Below are 14,786 nucleotides of genomic sequence, written 5' to 3'. Positions count from 1 at the left end.
TCAAATTGGTGCGGATGGAGAGACTCGAACTCTCACGCCTTTCGGCACTGGTACCTAAAACCAGCGTGTCTACCAATTCCACCACATCCGCAGCAAAAGTGGGGTGGACGAAGGGGATCGAACCCTCGACCGCAGGAGTCACAATCCTGAGCTCTACCAACTGAGCTACGTCCACCACTAAAAACGGTAACACTTACTATACAGCTAAATCTTAAAACTGGGGTGGACGAAGGGGATCGAACCCTCGACCGCAGGAGTCACAATCCTGAGCTCTACCAACTGAGCTACGTCCACCACTAAAAACGGCATCTACAACTTCAAAATCTTGATCTGGGGTGGACGAAGGGGATCGAACCCTCGACCGCAGGAGTCACAATCCTGAGCTCTACCAACTGAGCTACGTCCACCACAACAATCTTCCAATAAAAGAGCCAAACAACATCTCTTTTGAAGGCCGAAATCTTACCGATCCCACAAAAACTTGCAAGCCCTTCCAGATAAGCAGATCCCGAACAGCACAGAACCCCACCCAAAAAGCAGCGGAGCACTTACACAATCAGGAAACTTCTAACTGCTGGAAGATGGCACGCCCGGCAGGATTCGAACCTGCGACCGATGGCTTAGAAGGCCATTGCTCTATCCAACTGAGCTACGGGCGCATAAAAACCTGTAAGACCCGAAAATTGGTCGGGGTAGAGAGATTCGAACTCCCGACATCCTGCTCCCAAAGCAGGCGCGCTACCAGACTGCGCTATACCCCGATAATCACTCTTTCTCAGAGTGCCCCGAGAACACTTCGTGCGCCTCAGGAACGCGGCGAATATTACTGCGGCTGACGTATTTCGTCAACGCCCAAATTCACCTGAATAACAAACACTTATTGATAATGCTCTGTGATCTTTTCCATGGCGCACAAATAAGATTAAACGCTGGCGTGATCACAGACCAGTTTAAACGACAAGTTTAATCTATACCCTTTCAACAGGCAGCCTGTTTACAGCTCAAAACCTTTTAAGCCATCGATTCCTTCTTTATAGAAATCCCTTCTCTATCATCTTGGCGTAATAACAAAGTCATTATGCCTATTGGAAACCAAGCTTGCTCACGGTCGTTTGAAATCATTCAGATTTTGACATCTATTCCTAATTCCTTATTGGCCGCATAGTAATTGGCCTGACCACTGTAAGCAGTGGCCAGGCCAATAAATTCAAGTCAAAGAGCTGAGACTGCAAAACAGTACTCAGTTGTCACGCCGCATTTCTTCCACGATCCATTCAGCCCTCCCCCGGAGGACTAACAGGCATTCGAAGGTATTATAGAGGAGTAACATTCTCTGCTTGAGGACCTTTCTGGCCCATGGTCACTACCATAGTAACCCTTTGGCCATCATGAAGGGTTTTGCGTCCGGCACCGTTGATAGCACTGTGGTGAACAAAAACGTCTTTACCCCCTTCACGAGCGATAAAGCCAAAGCCCTTTTCGTCATTGAACCACTTAACTGTGCCTTCAACCAATTCATCAGTAGACATGTCGATCTTCTTTCCTCTACAACACGCGGGATGCGTGGTTTATTGTGACCTGATTACATTCAGCATGAATGTCTGCAAGCTGCCAGCTACACAGCCGGATGGGTATACCAAAACGGCGGCAACCAACACCTTTGCGGGCAGCAGATCAGTATTACCCTCCAAGACAATACGGACTCTACAGATCAGGTAAACTAGATAACACTTCATTAATGCCACGAAAGCAAGTTTTTCGACCCTGAAAAATCAAGAAAGTTGCTTATTGGACGAAAATGACTATCTGAAACCAGACCTACCCCGAATTTGTGCATACCATCTGCGTTTTTTGTAATCCCACAAATCATAGCCGTTCCTGCCGGGTTCACAAATCAGCTTCATTCCTTCTCCGATCCAGACTGCTGCAACCAATTTCAATTGCATTTCGTAACTATTGATGAACCATTCAGCGGATGCTGAAATGCAGGTACAAAAAAGAGCTCCTGCAGGAACCCTTTCTCTTGTGTGCTTATAAAGCCGTGTTCTTTATGGCTTTCTTACGCCGCAATCTGAAAGCTATCACGTCGCTGAAGATACTGACTGACCAGATCATCCATCACCGGCTGTTCAAACTCACGCAGGCTCGACAGAACCATGGTCTTTTTGCCCCGACCCACTATTTCACCCTGATCACGGAAGATAAACTTCAGGGTCACATTTCCCCGACGCCCATCAATATCAAGAGAGGCACCATCTGCCTCAAGCTTTGGATCAACCAGATCGGTGCGATCCAGATCAATCGACATGCTCTCATAGATAACCAGAGGACGACTCGGGTTAATCATCACGCCCCCCTCTTTCATAAGAGGAACCAAAACATGCGGGAAATTTTCACCGGAGAAAGCCACGTAGCTTCGAACCAGCTTCTCAATCACCTTTTCATCGTGGATACAGTCACCGCTGCGGCAAACTTCGAGGTACTCTTTACCGGCCTCATCAACCAGAGCCTTGCAGCCATTGTCACGATCAGAAATCTGCAGGGCAATACCATCGCTAACCATACCGTTAAACTGTACACGCAGACTGGCATGTACACCTTCTTCAGTCAGGATTTTGGCAAAGAGAAGATCTCCAGGCACACAGAACCGCTTGCTGTCGACGTCGTGAATTGGATTAAAGTCGTTGGCAACCAGCTTGGCGAAGTTACTCGCCTGCTCACGGGAAAAAGAGAAATGGTTATCAGTCTGTGCAGTGAAGTATTGATTCAGAAACATGCTGGTGGGAAGGGAAAGAATCCCTTAACAACTCCGGATAATTAAACTGGCACCATGATAAACCAGAGACCTGTTGTTTCTATATTGTAAAAACGTAGCTTTTTGTTCCTGATGATCGGAAAAATACCACAACCTACAACAAACTATCTCTTGGGATCTATTAATAACATAAGTACTCAATCGTTATAGGTCATCCATACACCAGCCAGCACCACCTCCAAATAAGCACCAAACCACCATAAGCCGTGATCAAATTGAAATCTCCGACATTGTATCTAGACTTCCTGCTCTAATCAGTCAACAGGCAGGGGCATTGGCTATGAAAATATGCACCCACCCTTGCCGCAATATACTGCTCTGCATACTGGCTTTATTAATCTGCACCTTGACCCAGCATGTATATGGCGTGTCCAGAATTCTTGTTTTCGTAGAACTGTCACAACCTCTTATACTTGATTCACGTCACCCACTTCCAGCACTGGACACACTAAGATGGAGCACAATCACGTTAAGGTCTTTTGAAGACGACTGGATCCTATCCCATCAATTATTGGTTCATCTGTACCCTGAGCTGGAAAACAACTGCTCAAGCTATCTTATCCAGCAAAGTTTTTACTACCTGAGCTCAGGTTACATTCGCCCTTCAGAGAGCCATTTCCTAACCTGGGTCATATCCGTACAGCATGAGCAGGAATTATCGATAGATCTCATAGCCAGTCTCGCTCTTCTTATAACCAACAGTCCACCCGGCTTACCCAATACTTCACTCTCTCAAGAACCCACTACCAATCAATTATCATCAGCCGAACTATCCGCCTATTGTGAATTCCCCTGGTTTGCCCTCATTGCCAACTTTGAATCATCACCACAAGATTATTTCCTTTTAAGATCGCTGCCCCATCTGGCTGTAGGCGTTGATGCCACCTGGGAGTTTTCCCGCTCACCACATCAGGAAATTACAAGCAGCATTGAAGATTACCCTTCAGATAAAGGATCACCTGAACGTGTTCGTTCCCTTCATATGAGACAAGGCGCATTTGATAACACCCAGAAAGATGAGAGCTCTTTTCAGGGGCGCTGTGGTTTTACCGGAAGGAGATCATTAGTACCTGCACCACCACCGACAGATACGCCAGCTCCAAAACTAAACAAGTTTGAAAACCTTTCAGCAGGCACTGATGCTCATGAACGGGCCTTTGCTACAAGAAAGCAGTTAAAAGATCACGGACTACCAACAATTTTCAAACCGAACTCATGGAGAATAATCAAACATCTTGGCGAAGGTGGTTTCAGTTCGGTGGTTCTGGCCCAGCTTGGGCAGGAGCAAATGGCTGTCAAACGGGCAACGTCAGGAACCGTACAGGAGGCTTACTTACTGAGGGAGGCTCAACTTCTAGGCAAACTTAGCCATGAAAGCATTATCAAACTTCATGGAATTGCTACTGCTGAGGTGACAAACCTTTCAAGCTACAGCGCTAAAGAGTTCTGGCTTGGTCTTGAGTATAAAAACCTGGGCAGCCTTTATGACATAATGAAAAAACACCCAAACTGGCTGACAGAGCCATTTGTTAAAGCCTCTGCCCGACGATTAGTTTCAGGTGTTGTCTACCTGCACCAAAACAGCATCCTGCACAGGGATCTAAAACCAGATAACCTCCTGTTCAGTCACCCAACACCTGATTACGAGCCAGCAGACCAAACAAGCAAAGAAGATTTCCTGGCCCAGGTTAGTAGCAGCCTTGTAATAGGAGATATGGGTTTGGGCAGAGTTGATGATGGCAGAAAACCTTTAACAAGAGTTGGAACACTTTACTATACCCCTCCGGCTCATCCTAAAGAATCCAATAGCCAACAAAGTAATAAACTTGATAGCTGGGGAATAATTGCCTCTGTATATGCTGCGGCCTTTAGAAATGACCCTTACGTATTTCAAGTATCCCTGCACCCAGATATCCCTTTTGAAACACTCAGGACAATTAATGGATTTCAAGAGATTGGAGATGATTCATCCCTTAATCTTCTTCCCAGTCCTTTTAAAACTAACCCTGATTTCAGAGCCTTTATCAAGGCAGGCACAAGAATCGACCCAGAAGAGCGGTCATCACCGGAGGATCTGCAAAACATGCACTGGTTGACAGCAAAAAGTTCCTTATTGAAGGCCTCAAAATTATAAAAAAACGCCGCTCACAAAGTGAACGGCGCAGACAGCTACAACCAAATCTTTAGCTTATCGCTCGATCTTCCACACTGTACCTTGACGGGTATCTTCCAGAACGACGCTCTTAGACAACAGCTCTTCACGAATACGATCTGCCTCAGCAAAGTCCTTAGCTTTCTTGGCAGCCTTACGCTTGGCAATCATCTCTTCAATCCAGGCTTCATCCACATCACCACCGGATTTCAGGAAGGCTTCCGGATTGTCCTGCAGAATACCCAAAATCCCTCCCAGTTCGACCAGTAAATCACGAAGCTTTCTAACCTGATTAATCTTACTTCTATCAACAAAAATTCGATTAATCCTTGAAGAAAGGTCAAACAAGACCGCTATTGCTTCTGGAGTATTGAAATCGTCATCCATTGCTGCAAAGAATTTCTCTTTCAGCGTACCAATAACTTCTTCAACTTCTTCAGTCAGCTCCACCTCATCTTCAGGGACCCAAAACTCATTAAATGGGTCATCAACCTTCTTAAGAGTCGTATACAATTTCTGAAGTTTCTCTCCAGCCATTCTCAAAGTATCTTCAGAGTAGTTCGTACTCTTTCGATAATGACTGGAAATTAGAAGGAAGCGTACGACTTCAGGTGGATATTTCTCAAGAATTTCCTTCACGGTAAAGAAGTTACCCAGAGACTTGGACATCTTCTCCTTACCCATACGCAGGGCACCGGAGTGCATCCAGTAACGGGCAAACTCGGCACCGTTAGCCGCTTCGGACTGGGCAATTTCATTCTCATGATGCGGGAACGGCAGATCCGGGCCACCACCATGAATATCGAAGGTATCACCCAGCATGCATTTACACATAACTGAGCATTCAATATGCCAGCCAGGACGGCCATTGCCCCAGGGAGATTCCCAGCTGGGTTCACCTTCTTTGGTGCCTTTCCACAGTACGAAATCCAGGGCATCTTCCTTGGATTCATCAACGGCGATACGGGCACCAGATTCCAGCTCTTCCAGAATCTTGCCGGACAGCTTGCCGTAACCTTCAAATTTGCGTACGCGGAAGTAAACATCGCCATTACCGGGAGCGTAGGCATAACCCTTCTCGATCAGGCCACCGATCATCTCCAGCATACCGTCAATATGCTGGGTTGCGCGGGGTTCCTGGTCTGGCTTCTGGATACCCAGAGCCGCAGCATCTTCATCCATGGAGGCGATCATACGCTCGACCAGCTCGGTGTAATGTTCACCGTTCTCAGCCGCACGCCTGATAATCTTGTCATCAATATCGGTGATATTACGCACGTAAGTCAGGTCGTAGCCTTTGGCACGCAGGTAACGGGCGATCATATCGAACGCCACCATGGTGCTGGCATGGCCCAAATGGCTGTGGTCATAAACGGTATTACCACACACGTACATCCGTACGTTATTGCCATCCAGAGGCTTGAACTCTTCTTTCTTGCGGGTCAGGGTGTTGTAAATCTGTAACACGTCAAAATTCCTTGCGCTTATTTCCCGCTTTTGGCGGCCCAGGTGTCTTTCAGACCAATGGTCATATTGAACACCGGATGCTCGGCGCTGTGATCATGGCGATCCGCGACAAAGTAGCCTTCACGCTCAAACTGGAAGCCCTGCTCTGGCTTAGCATTGACCAGACCCGGCTCGACCCAGCCTTCGCCAATTTTCAGGGACTCTGGATTCACATAATCCATAGTGTCGCCTTCAGCGTTGTCTGGAGACTCATGGGTAAACAGGCGATCGTAGATACGCATCTCAGCCTTACGGCTTTCCGTTGCGGATACCCAGTGAATCACACCGCGTGGGCGAATGCCTTCAGGAGGGTTCTCGCCAACGGTGCCGGGCACATAAGAGCAATGGATCTCAACGATTTCACCGCTATCATCCTTAATAGTCTCTTCGTGCTTGACCACGTAAGTGCTGCGCAGACGGATATATTCACCGGTGACCAGACGCTTGAACTTCTTGCGGGACAGTGTGTTGTCCTCATTGAAGTCAGCACGATCAATAAACAGCTCACGGGTGAATGGCAGAACACGCTCACCCAGTTCAGGGCGGTTAGGGTGGGCAGCCGCCTTCATCTCTTCAACCGCACCCTTTTCCATATTGGTGATAACCACTTTCAGCGGGTTCATCACTACCATGGCGCGGGCAGCATTATTGTTCAGATCATCACGAATGGCATGTTCCAGCATGGACACATCGGCAATACCATCGGTACGACTCACGCCCAGCATTTCAGCAAACTTGCGAATAGAAGCTGGCGTGACACCACGACGACGCATACCGGAAACAGTTGGCATACGCGGGTCATCCCAGCCATTCACAACATTTTCATCCACCAGCCGCTTCAGCTTACGCTTGGAGGTAATGGTGTAGTTCAGGTTGCTGCGGGCAAACTCGTACTGAGTCGGTTTGGCCGGAACCGGCAGGTTCTCCAGGAACCATTCGTACAGCGGACGGTGATCCTGGAATTCCAGGGTGCAGATGGAGTGAGTTACACCCTCGATCGCATCTTCCTGACCATGGGCAAAGTCATAGCTGGGGTAGATGCACCACTTGTCACCGGTCTGGTGATGAGCCACCTTGCGAATACGGTACAAAACCGGGTCACGCATATTCATATTAGGGCTCTGCATATCAATCCTGGCACGCAGGGAGGCCTGGCCTTCCTCGTACTCACCGGCACGCATCTTTTCAAACTCGGCCAGATTCTCTTCTACGCTGGCATTGCGGGTCGGGCTGTCGACACCGGGCTTAGTAAAGTTGCCACGGGTCTCACGCATGGTTTCCGCATCCTGGAAATCCACGTAAGCCTTGCCTTCGCGAATCAGGTGCAGCGCCCACTCGTAGAACTGGTCAAAGTAGCTGGAGGCATAGCGCACTTCGCCAGCCCAGTTAAAGCCCAGCCATTTCACATCTTCCTTGATGGCATCAACGTACACCTGTTCTTCTTTTTCAGGGTTGGTGTCATCAAAGCGCAGGTTGCACTCGCCCTGGTACTTCTCCGCCAGACCGAAGTTCAGGCAGATAGAGGTAGCATGACCGAGGTGCAGGAAGCCATTGGGCTCCGGCGGGAAACGGGTAACAATCTTATTACCGGGAACACGGCCTTCAGCCAGATCTTTCTCGATAATCTGTTCCAGGAAATTACTGGGCTTGTCTGTATTGCTCATAATATGTTGGAAAACTGTCCAAAGGGGATCCAAAAAAGGTTCAAACGGGCTGAACAGGCATTTCGAATAACGTGCCGGATAGCCTTAAGTCTAACAGGCTCAGAATCAACAGCCGAACCAGGGCGACTTCAACAGAGAGAGAAGTTCTGCGGGTTGCCTTTCAGCGTTTTTGCGCATCTGCGCCGAGGCTGTTGTTCTCACATGAGTCTGTTGTCTATTCACTGAACCTTAGCCACCAACACCAATAAGAATAATTGCCACAAAAACAGCCGTAACCACACTGACCAGCGCTTTGCGCATCATAGAAGAGAGTTCCTTGTACAACTTACTACAACTGTGCCTCGGCAACACAAAAAGCCGAAACAACAGGAATTAAAAATTAATTGCTGGAGGTTATCATTTTCGCCGGAACAGATACAATTCCGCAGCATTCCTTTCTTATGAAAAAGTGACGAAAAAATCCGAAATGAAAGATATTGTTGTTGCCTCGCTGAATCCCGCCAAACTGGCTGCCGTGGAAAGCGCCTTTGCTGAAGCTTTTGCTGAGCCCGTTGCCGTTCGCGGTGTCAGCGTCAGCAGTGGCGTTCCTGACCAGCCCATGACCGACAAGGAAATCCTGACCCGTTCTTCCGTTTATCACCAGGCTCTGATCCTTGCGTTAATTCCATTCCTGAACCCGGTATCAGTTTCATACCAGGAACCGTGAGTCCAAACCGGTCCCCTTCCCCCCCAAATACGACTTACGTAGCAATATCACCCAAAAGCGACAAAGGTCTAAAGGCGAGCTGCGTCAGCCGCAATTAAGGTTAAGGACATAACAAAAAGCCAGGGAGAGGTCTGATATGCAGGCAGTACTGACCAGCAGTGTTCAACAGGCTGATTACGGTTATGAAATGATGGATACTGGAGAGTCCGGCAATTCTTCATTTCAGACGGGTTATTTTGCCGGGATGCCCGTTTCTGGAACAGGCAGCAACTCTACCTCCTCCTACTTTAATGGCAATTCAGATGATAGCTCCGGTGATAGCTTTCTGGGGGAAGGCGGCTTTTCCACCGTTTCCCGTGATATTTATCACACCCCAAATGGCCCGATTCCGGTGGCAGCCAAGCGTGCCAAACCGGGATACACGCAAGCTGAGGGTATAAACCTGCTAAATCGGGAAATCAAAGTGCTGAGCCAACTGCAGCATCCCAATATTGTCAGGTATATCGCTGGTGAGGAGTCATTGACCAATCCGGTGCTGGTTATGGAGCAGCTTTCCTACGACCTTTACAACACCCTTGAAACCTCTGATCAAATCACACTTGAACAAGCTATTCAGATAATCAACAGCCTGCTTGAGGGTGTGATTTACCTTCATGATCAGGAAGGCGTGCAGCATAACGACCTGTCAACGTCGAATATCATGCTGAAGCAAAATAATGACGGCAGCCTGTCATCTACGATTATTGATTTTGGCTTGGCCTCTGTCAGCGGCGAGAACTCCAACCCTATGTCTGGTAAGAGTTCCTGTCACTGCCCTGATGATCTTCCCAGCGGCAGAAAGGAGAGAGACGTTTATGACCTTGGTGTAGTTATCACATCCGTTCTTGCCAAACAGGGACGGGTGAATAGCTGGCAATACGATATCATGGGTAAACCCCAACATACCCTGCTTTCATACTCCGCTGAAGATATCGTCAGTAGAACTTTTCCCGCAGCGCAGAGAGAAGCCGCAAAAGTAATTTTTGATAATATTGCCCGCCAGGCGCTTAATCCGGAACCATTGCTGCGCCCATCAGCAAAAGCTATGCAGAAAGAGCTCCACAGAATTATTTCCCGTTTAAGAGAAATCTAAACGGGTATTCACTACGGATTTCCTGAAAATACCACTCCAGAACTGCACAAATCCCACAAAGCAGTTATGATATAGCGCAGCCGCCACAGGGCGGATACCTCTCAATCATTTCGGATTGCAAATCAAATGGCTGTTATCCTGCACACCAATTTCGGTGATATCACTCTTGAGCTGGATGCTGAAAAAGCACCCAACACTGTTGCCAACTTCCTGGAATATGTGAAATCCGGCCATTACAACAACACCATCTTTCATCGCGTTATTAATAACTTCATGATTCAGGGTGGCGGTATGGCCCCCGGCATGGAAGAGAAGCAGACCGGGTCTGCCATCAAAAATGAAGCTGACAACGGCCTAAAGAACGGCACTGGCACCATCGCCATGGCCCGTACCATGGATCCTCATTCTGCGACTGCCCAGTTCTTTATCAACGTCGCTGATAATGATTTCCTGAACCACAGCTCCAAGACCGAACAGGGCTGGGGTTATGCCGTATTCGGTAAAGTCACCGATGGCATGGATGTGGTAACCAAGATCAAGAGCGTTAAGACCGGCAGCTATGGCTTCCATCAGGACGTTCCGACTGAAGAAGTGATCATCGAAACTGCTGAAATCGTGGAGTAACATTTGCGGTCGTTATTTATTTCCGACCTGCATCTGACACCAGGGCGCCCGGATATTACCCGGGCGTTTCTGCGTTTTCTGGAGCAGGATGCACCTACTGCCCGGCAGCTTTATATTCTTGGTGACTTCTTTGAGTACTGGATTGGCGATGATGTGATGGATGAGTTCCATCTGCAGATTGCCGGAGCACTGAGAAGACTGTCCGAGCACGGTGTCAGCATCTCTTTTATGCATGGCAACCGGGACTTTCTTGTCGGTGAACGCTTTTGCCAGCTCGCAGGCTGTACTGCCCTGCCCGATCCATCTGTTATCTTGCTTGCCAAAGAGCCGGTTGTCCTGATGCATGGTGACAGCCTTTGCACACTCGACACCAGTTATATCAGATTCAGAAAAGTTGTTCGTAATCCACTGATTCAAAAACTGTTTCTCTCTTTTCCCAAGAGAATGCGCCGCAAACTTGCAGATCGCCTTCGCGAGAAAAGCATGAGTGCTGCCCGGGAAAAAACAGAACCCTCCATGGATGTAACCCCTGAAGCAGTGACGGATGCTCTCACCCAATACCAGAGCAAGACTCTGATTCATGGACATACCCATAAACCTGCTATTCATGATCTGGAAGATGGTCAGCAGCGTATCGTTCTGGGTGACTGGGATACCTATGGCTGGGTACTGGAACACAACCCGAACGGTTTCGATCTGAAAAAGTTCACGATTTAGCTTTCATGGCTAAGATATGGGGCCAGCAAAATGTCTTGTACCTATGCCCCATTTTATCCCTATCCGCATACTTCTTGTCTCTGTTCTCTGTCTGAGCACATTCCACACCCTTAATGCCCAGCAGAAAAATGAGCTGATCCGGGGAAACGGTGAGAGCCCCTCTTTGGACCCTCACTTTATGAATGGTTACAGCTTCCCCCTAGTTTCTGGCAAATGGAATGAGTATCTACACCGGCATTACTTCAGCGACTGTCACACCCAGTGCTTAACTGTCATATTCTGCTGCGTGATAGCACTTTGCCCATTCATTGATTCACTCGCCACAAATACCCGTACTTGAACAAATATTGTCTACTTTTTCTAGTTTTCCTAGTCTTGGAACATAGACATGACCAAAGCGGGTTGCCTGCTGATGACACTTCTTCTGGCTTTGCCTATCCATGCAAATACTCCTATAAAGCAAAACCTTTTTAGTGGTGAAGCCCTGTTCCTGACTCTTCCCCAACAGCTTCAAGGCTGCCAGCTGATGTACAAGAACAGAAAGTACCCGGTTTATCCTCACCCCATTCATGATCATTTATCTGTAGTTGTTTTGGTTGCAGAACTTGACTCAAAAGATGCTAATCAAAAGGTGATGGTTCAGTGCAAGAAGGGTAATCAGAATGACTCCCTGATTGATATCAGGCTGATCGAACCGAATTACCCAGTGGAGCCACTGTCAGTTAACCCAGACCTTGTGACACCTCCCGAACATGCCAGACAGCGAATTGATAAAGAACGTGCTGAAATCAGATCAGCCCTGACCTGCAAATTGACTGACAAGCCATTGGAATCAGCATTTACCCTTCCCGTACCACTCAGGAAAGTTACCAGTCCGTTTGGCATTCGCAGGCTATATAACGGTCAGCTGAAAAGTCGGCATACTGGTGTCGATTTCAGGGCAGCCACCGGCACGCCTGTCTGCGCTCCCCACGACGGCGCTGTGCGAATGGCCCAGGACAACTGGTATACCGGTGGACATATCGTTCTGGAGCATGGCTGGGGAGTGACAAGCAGCTACTTTCATCTTTCTGAGCTGCAGGTCAAGGTTGGAGACAAAGTCAGGCTTGGCCAGCAGATTGCCCTGTCAGGCGCAACGGGCCGGGTTACCGGCCCGCATCTGCACTGGGGAATTCATGTGAATGGAACCCCCGTCAACCCGATGCAGTTTGTGCGGGACTCCATGGAGCTATTTTCAGGGCTTTGACTTGAAAACACATAAAACCAGACGGACTTATGAACTTTGCACACTGGCTTCCTGAACAGGAACCCCACTATGAAAGCGAAACTCAGTATCCGCAGACAACACCGCGTCTTTATCCGCTTCAGCAAACACATCAATTCTATCCGTCAGGTCATACCCTGCCGCATCAACGGCCAGCTGCAGATAATCCTGAAAATGCCGCGCTTCTGATTTAAGCAGGGACAAATAGAATTTTGCCAGTTCCTCATCAAGATATGGGGCCAGTGCTTCAAACCGCTCACAGCTACGGGCTTCAATAAATGCCCCAACCACCAGCGTATCAATCATTCGTTCCGGCTCATGGGTTCTGACAGATGCCCTCATCCGGCCTGCATAGCGGGATGCATTAATGGCGCGATAGGGAATTTTTCGTTTTTTCATCAGCGCCAGAACCTGCTCAAAGTGTCTCAGCTCTTCCCGGGCCAGTCGTGACATTTTATTTAACAACTCAGGATGCTCTGTATATCGGAACATCAGATTCAGAGCCGTCGCTGCGGCTTTTTTTTCACAGTTGGCATGGTCAATCAGCAGAATATCCTGGTTATCCAGAGCATGCTCTATCCAGCCTTGTGGTGTTGGGCAAAGCAAAAATTCATCTCTTTCTGGAAATTGATAACTCATGCGGCTGGTTACTTTTGTAGTTATTGTGGCTGATTGCCTCATAATGCCTCCCCCTCTCACAGCTGCAGGAATTATACACTTGACGACGGCAGCCTAACGAACCGTTTTGTTAATGAATTTCTAAAAAACAGAGCAATATTTCAGCAACGTGTCACAATTAACCGCCATCTGCGACAAACGTACGTTTGTCACAAACTCATATTAATGTTACAAATCAAGTGCCTACCTGCCAGGCAGAACTACCGGTGGGTAGGTAATCTTTTTCAAGCATCGGTCATATGAATAACAACCTGCTCAACTCAGGAGATCACCATGCGAACTTTGACTAAGATACTGGTGGTTGTCGACACCCGTCTGGATACAAATATTGCCCTGAATAGAGCACGGCTATTAGCGAAGGCAACCGATAAACCTGTTTTTATTCTTGCGCCAAACCCTCATCCCAGTGAAGCAACCCAGGCCAAAATGCAAGACATGCTGGCCCTTCTCAAAGATGAAGGTATTGATGTGAAAGGCCAGGAGGCCTGGCATAACGGTGTTGTGGAAACAATTAACCATTTTACCGAACTGGAAGGCTGCAGCCTGGTCATCAAGGCGGCCAAGAAATCCTCGATGATCACCAATGTTATCTCCACTCCGGAAGACTGGACACTTCTTCGTCACAGTCAGGAACCGGTGCTACTGGTTCACCATGACCATAGCTGGATGAATGGACGGGTTTTGGCTGCGGTTGATGCCTGCCCCAATGATTCTGAACACGAGGTTCTTAACGGTGTTATTCTGGAATATGCTGCGGCTATAGCCGGAATATCTGATTCTGAATGTCATATTGGTTCTGCCCATCCCGGCACAACCCTGTCCGGTGATGACCCCATCAGCAAATCCTCTGCAGATACCCATGTTCGTTATGAGCAGCAGTGCCAGCCACTGGCCAAGCGCTTTGCCATTGCTGATGAGCATGTTCATATCGAAGAGGGACCGGCTGAAGCCTTTATTCCAACACTGTGCAAGCGAATCAATGCTTCACTGCTGGTGATGGGAACAGTGGCCCATACCAGCCTGAGAATTGAGTTATTGGGAGACACTGCTGAGCAGATTCTAAATAATATCGAGACAGACATTCTCTGCGTGAAACCCCTGGATATTATGGAGCCTCTGGAAAAGCTGATGAAATAACCAGAGCCGAAAGCAAGAAGCAAAGCGAAAGATGGTAACGTAAATCGCTCAGTATCGCCCTGATATTTCACGGCGATGCTAGGCGGGTTTCAAGATGAAAGTCAAAAAAATCTGGAAGCATCCTCAAATTCCACCTTCCTTTTCACTGCACTAACTATTCATAGTCTATGGTCATGCCTCTATCAGAGGTATGGCAATTTACCCCTCTCCTTACACAGTCAATTGCCAATCTGCATTTTCAAATAAGCTTGGAGTTACAGCCTCTTTCCTAGCTATCCGCCCCAAAGATTGTTTGCGTTTCCTGGGAGCCTGTCAGACTTAACGCGAACCTAATGAGAAAAAACCGGATTTCCATGGTCTCCCTTACTGAAGAAGGAATGGATGTCTCACC

Annotated in this window: 12 protein-coding genes and 6 tRNA genes; 7 read left to right on the top strand and 11 right to left on the bottom strand. The window is 48.1% G+C overall.

The window, feature by feature from the left end; all coding sequences use genetic code 11:
- Positions 1–6: 6 nt before the first annotated feature.
- The 8 genes from M3P05_RS02030 to M3P05_RS01995 all read right to left on the bottom strand — a co-directional run bounded on the left by M3P05_RS02030 (position 7) and on the right by M3P05_RS01995 (position 2,776).
- A tRNA-Leu gene (locus M3P05_RS02030) sits at positions 7–91 on the bottom strand.
- A gap of 8 nt (positions 92–99) precedes the next feature.
- Positions 100–175, bottom strand: a tRNA-His gene (locus M3P05_RS02025).
- A 43-nt stretch (positions 176–218) separates the two neighbouring features.
- Positions 219–294, bottom strand: a tRNA-His gene (locus M3P05_RS02020).
- A 37-nt stretch (positions 295–331) separates the two neighbouring features.
- Positions 332–407: transfer RNA gene (locus M3P05_RS02015), tRNA-His, on the bottom strand.
- A 175-nt stretch (positions 408–582) separates the two neighbouring features.
- Positions 583–659: transfer RNA gene (locus M3P05_RS02010), tRNA-Arg, on the bottom strand.
- 25 nt (positions 660–684) lie between these two features.
- A tRNA-Pro gene (locus tag M3P05_RS02005) sits at positions 685–761 on the bottom strand.
- 552 nt (positions 762–1,313) lie between these two features.
- Positions 1,314–1,529, bottom strand: coding sequence for a cold-shock protein (locus M3P05_RS02000; RefSeq protein ID WP_283777641.1), 216 nt, complete (start codon positions 1,527–1,529; stop codon positions 1,314–1,316).
- Positions 1,530–2,059: 530 nt separating this feature from the next.
- A complete protein-coding gene (locus M3P05_RS01995) occupies positions 2,060–2,776 on the bottom strand; it encodes a DUF3581 family protein (RefSeq protein WP_249697560.1) in 717 nt (238 codons plus the stop codon).
- Positions 2,777–3,182: 406 nt separating this feature from the next.
- On the opposite strand from M3P05_RS01995, the gene M3P05_RS01990 reads away from it, so the two are divergent.
- Positions 3,183–4,949, top strand: coding sequence for a protein kinase domain-containing protein (locus tag M3P05_RS01990; protein WP_249697559.1), 1,767 nt, complete (start codon positions 3,183–3,185; stop codon positions 4,947–4,949).
- 54 nt (positions 4,950–5,003) lie between these two features.
- Here M3P05_RS01990 and cysS read toward each other — a convergent pair whose 3' ends face one another.
- Entirely contained in the window at positions 5,004–6,434 is a 1,431-nt protein-coding gene (gene cysS, locus M3P05_RS01985; RefSeq protein ID WP_249697558.1) for a cysteine--tRNA ligase, read from the bottom strand.
- A gap of 17 nt (positions 6,435–6,451) precedes the next feature.
- Positions 6,452–8,137 carry a glutamine--tRNA ligase/YqeY domain fusion protein gene (locus tag M3P05_RS01980; protein ID WP_249697557.1) on the bottom strand — a complete coding sequence of 562 codons (1,686 nt, stop codon included), beginning with the start codon at positions 8,135–8,137 and terminating at the stop codon, positions 6,452–6,454.
- 466 nt (positions 8,138–8,603) lie between these two features.
- On the opposite strand from M3P05_RS01980, the gene M3P05_RS01975 reads away from it, so the two are divergent.
- The 5 genes from M3P05_RS01975 to M3P05_RS01955 all read left to right on the top strand — a co-directional run bounded on the left by M3P05_RS01975 (position 8,604) and on the right by M3P05_RS01955 (position 12,562).
- Entirely contained in the window at positions 8,604–8,843 is a 240-nt protein-coding gene (locus tag M3P05_RS01975; protein ID WP_249697556.1) for a DUF84 family protein, read from the top strand.
- Positions 8,844–8,979: 136 nt separating this feature from the next.
- On the top strand, positions 8,980–9,975 hold the full coding sequence (locus M3P05_RS01970) for a serine/threonine protein kinase (RefSeq protein ID WP_249697555.1): 996 nt from the start codon (positions 8,980–8,982) through the stop codon (positions 9,973–9,975).
- 126 nt (positions 9,976–10,101) lie between these two features.
- Positions 10,102–10,599 (top strand): peptidylprolyl isomerase, encoded by a 498-nt coding sequence (locus M3P05_RS01965; RefSeq protein WP_249697554.1) that lies wholly within the window; start codon positions 10,102–10,104, stop codon positions 10,597–10,599.
- 3 nt (positions 10,600–10,602) lie between these two features.
- Positions 10,603–11,316: a UDP-2,3-diacylglucosamine diphosphatase gene (locus M3P05_RS01960; RefSeq protein WP_249697553.1), complete on the top strand. Its 714-nt coding sequence runs from the start codon at positions 10,603–10,605 to the stop codon at positions 11,314–11,316.
- 388 nt (positions 11,317–11,704) lie between these two features.
- Entirely contained in the window at positions 11,705–12,562 is an 858-nt protein-coding gene (locus M3P05_RS01955) for a M23 family metallopeptidase (RefSeq protein ID WP_249697552.1), read from the top strand.
- Between the two features lie 27 nt (positions 12,563–12,589).
- Here M3P05_RS01955 and miaE read toward each other — a convergent pair whose 3' ends face one another.
- Positions 12,590–13,261 carry a tRNA-(ms[2]io[6]A)-hydroxylase gene (gene miaE / locus M3P05_RS01950; protein ID WP_408635847.1) on the bottom strand — a complete coding sequence of 224 codons (672 nt, stop codon included), beginning with the start codon at positions 13,259–13,261 and terminating at the stop codon, positions 12,590–12,592.
- A 270-nt stretch (positions 13,262–13,531) separates the two neighbouring features.
- Between miaE and M3P05_RS01945 the strand changes: the two genes are divergently transcribed.
- A complete protein-coding gene (locus M3P05_RS01945) occupies positions 13,532–14,395 on the top strand; it encodes a universal stress protein (protein ID WP_249697551.1) in 864 nt (287 codons plus the stop codon).
- Positions 14,396–14,786: the final 391 nt, after the last annotated feature.

The sequence above is a fragment of the Parendozoicomonas callyspongiae genome (assembly GCF_023502345.1).
Taxonomy (GTDB): domain Bacteria; phylum Pseudomonadota; class Gammaproteobacteria; order Pseudomonadales; family Endozoicomonadaceae; genus Sansalvadorimonas; species Sansalvadorimonas callyspongiae.
The sequence above is the reverse complement of the archived record's forward strand: the minus strand, read 5'-3'. Positions and strand labels throughout refer to the sequence as shown.

What these genes read in the sequence shown, in the direction of transcription:
- M3P05_RS02000 (WP_283777641.1), bottom strand. Translation starts at nt 1,529, where the DNA reads ATGTCTACTGATGAATTGGTTGAAGGCACAGTTAAGTGGTTCAATGAC.
- M3P05_RS01995 (WP_249697560.1), bottom strand. Translation starts at nt 2,776, where the DNA reads ATGTTTCTGAATCAATACTTCACTGCACAGACTGATAACCATTTCTCT.
- M3P05_RS01980 (WP_249697557.1), bottom strand. Translation starts at nt 8,137, where the DNA reads ATGAGCAATACAGACAAGCCCAGTAATTTCCTGGAACAGATTATCGAG.
- M3P05_RS01975 (WP_249697556.1), top strand. Translation starts at nt 8,604, where the DNA reads ATGAAAGATATTGTTGTTGCCTCGCTGAATCCCGCCAAACTGGCTGCC.
- M3P05_RS01970 (WP_249697555.1), top strand. Translation starts at nt 8,980, where the DNA reads ATGCAGGCAGTACTGACCAGCAGTGTTCAACAGGCTGATTACGGTTAT.
- M3P05_RS01965 (WP_249697554.1), top strand. Translation starts at nt 10,102, where the DNA reads ATGGCTGTTATCCTGCACACCAATTTCGGTGATATCACTCTTGAGCTG.
- M3P05_RS01955 (WP_249697552.1), top strand. Translation starts at nt 11,705, where the DNA reads ATGACCAAAGCGGGTTGCCTGCTGATGACACTTCTTCTGGCTTTGCCT.
- miaE (WP_408635847.1), bottom strand. Translation starts at nt 13,261, where the DNA reads ATGAGGCAATCAGCCACAATAACTACAAAAGTAACCAGCCGCATGAGT.
- M3P05_RS01945 (WP_249697551.1), top strand. Translation starts at nt 13,532, where the DNA reads ATGCGAACTTTGACTAAGATACTGGTGGTTGTCGACACCCGTCTGGAT.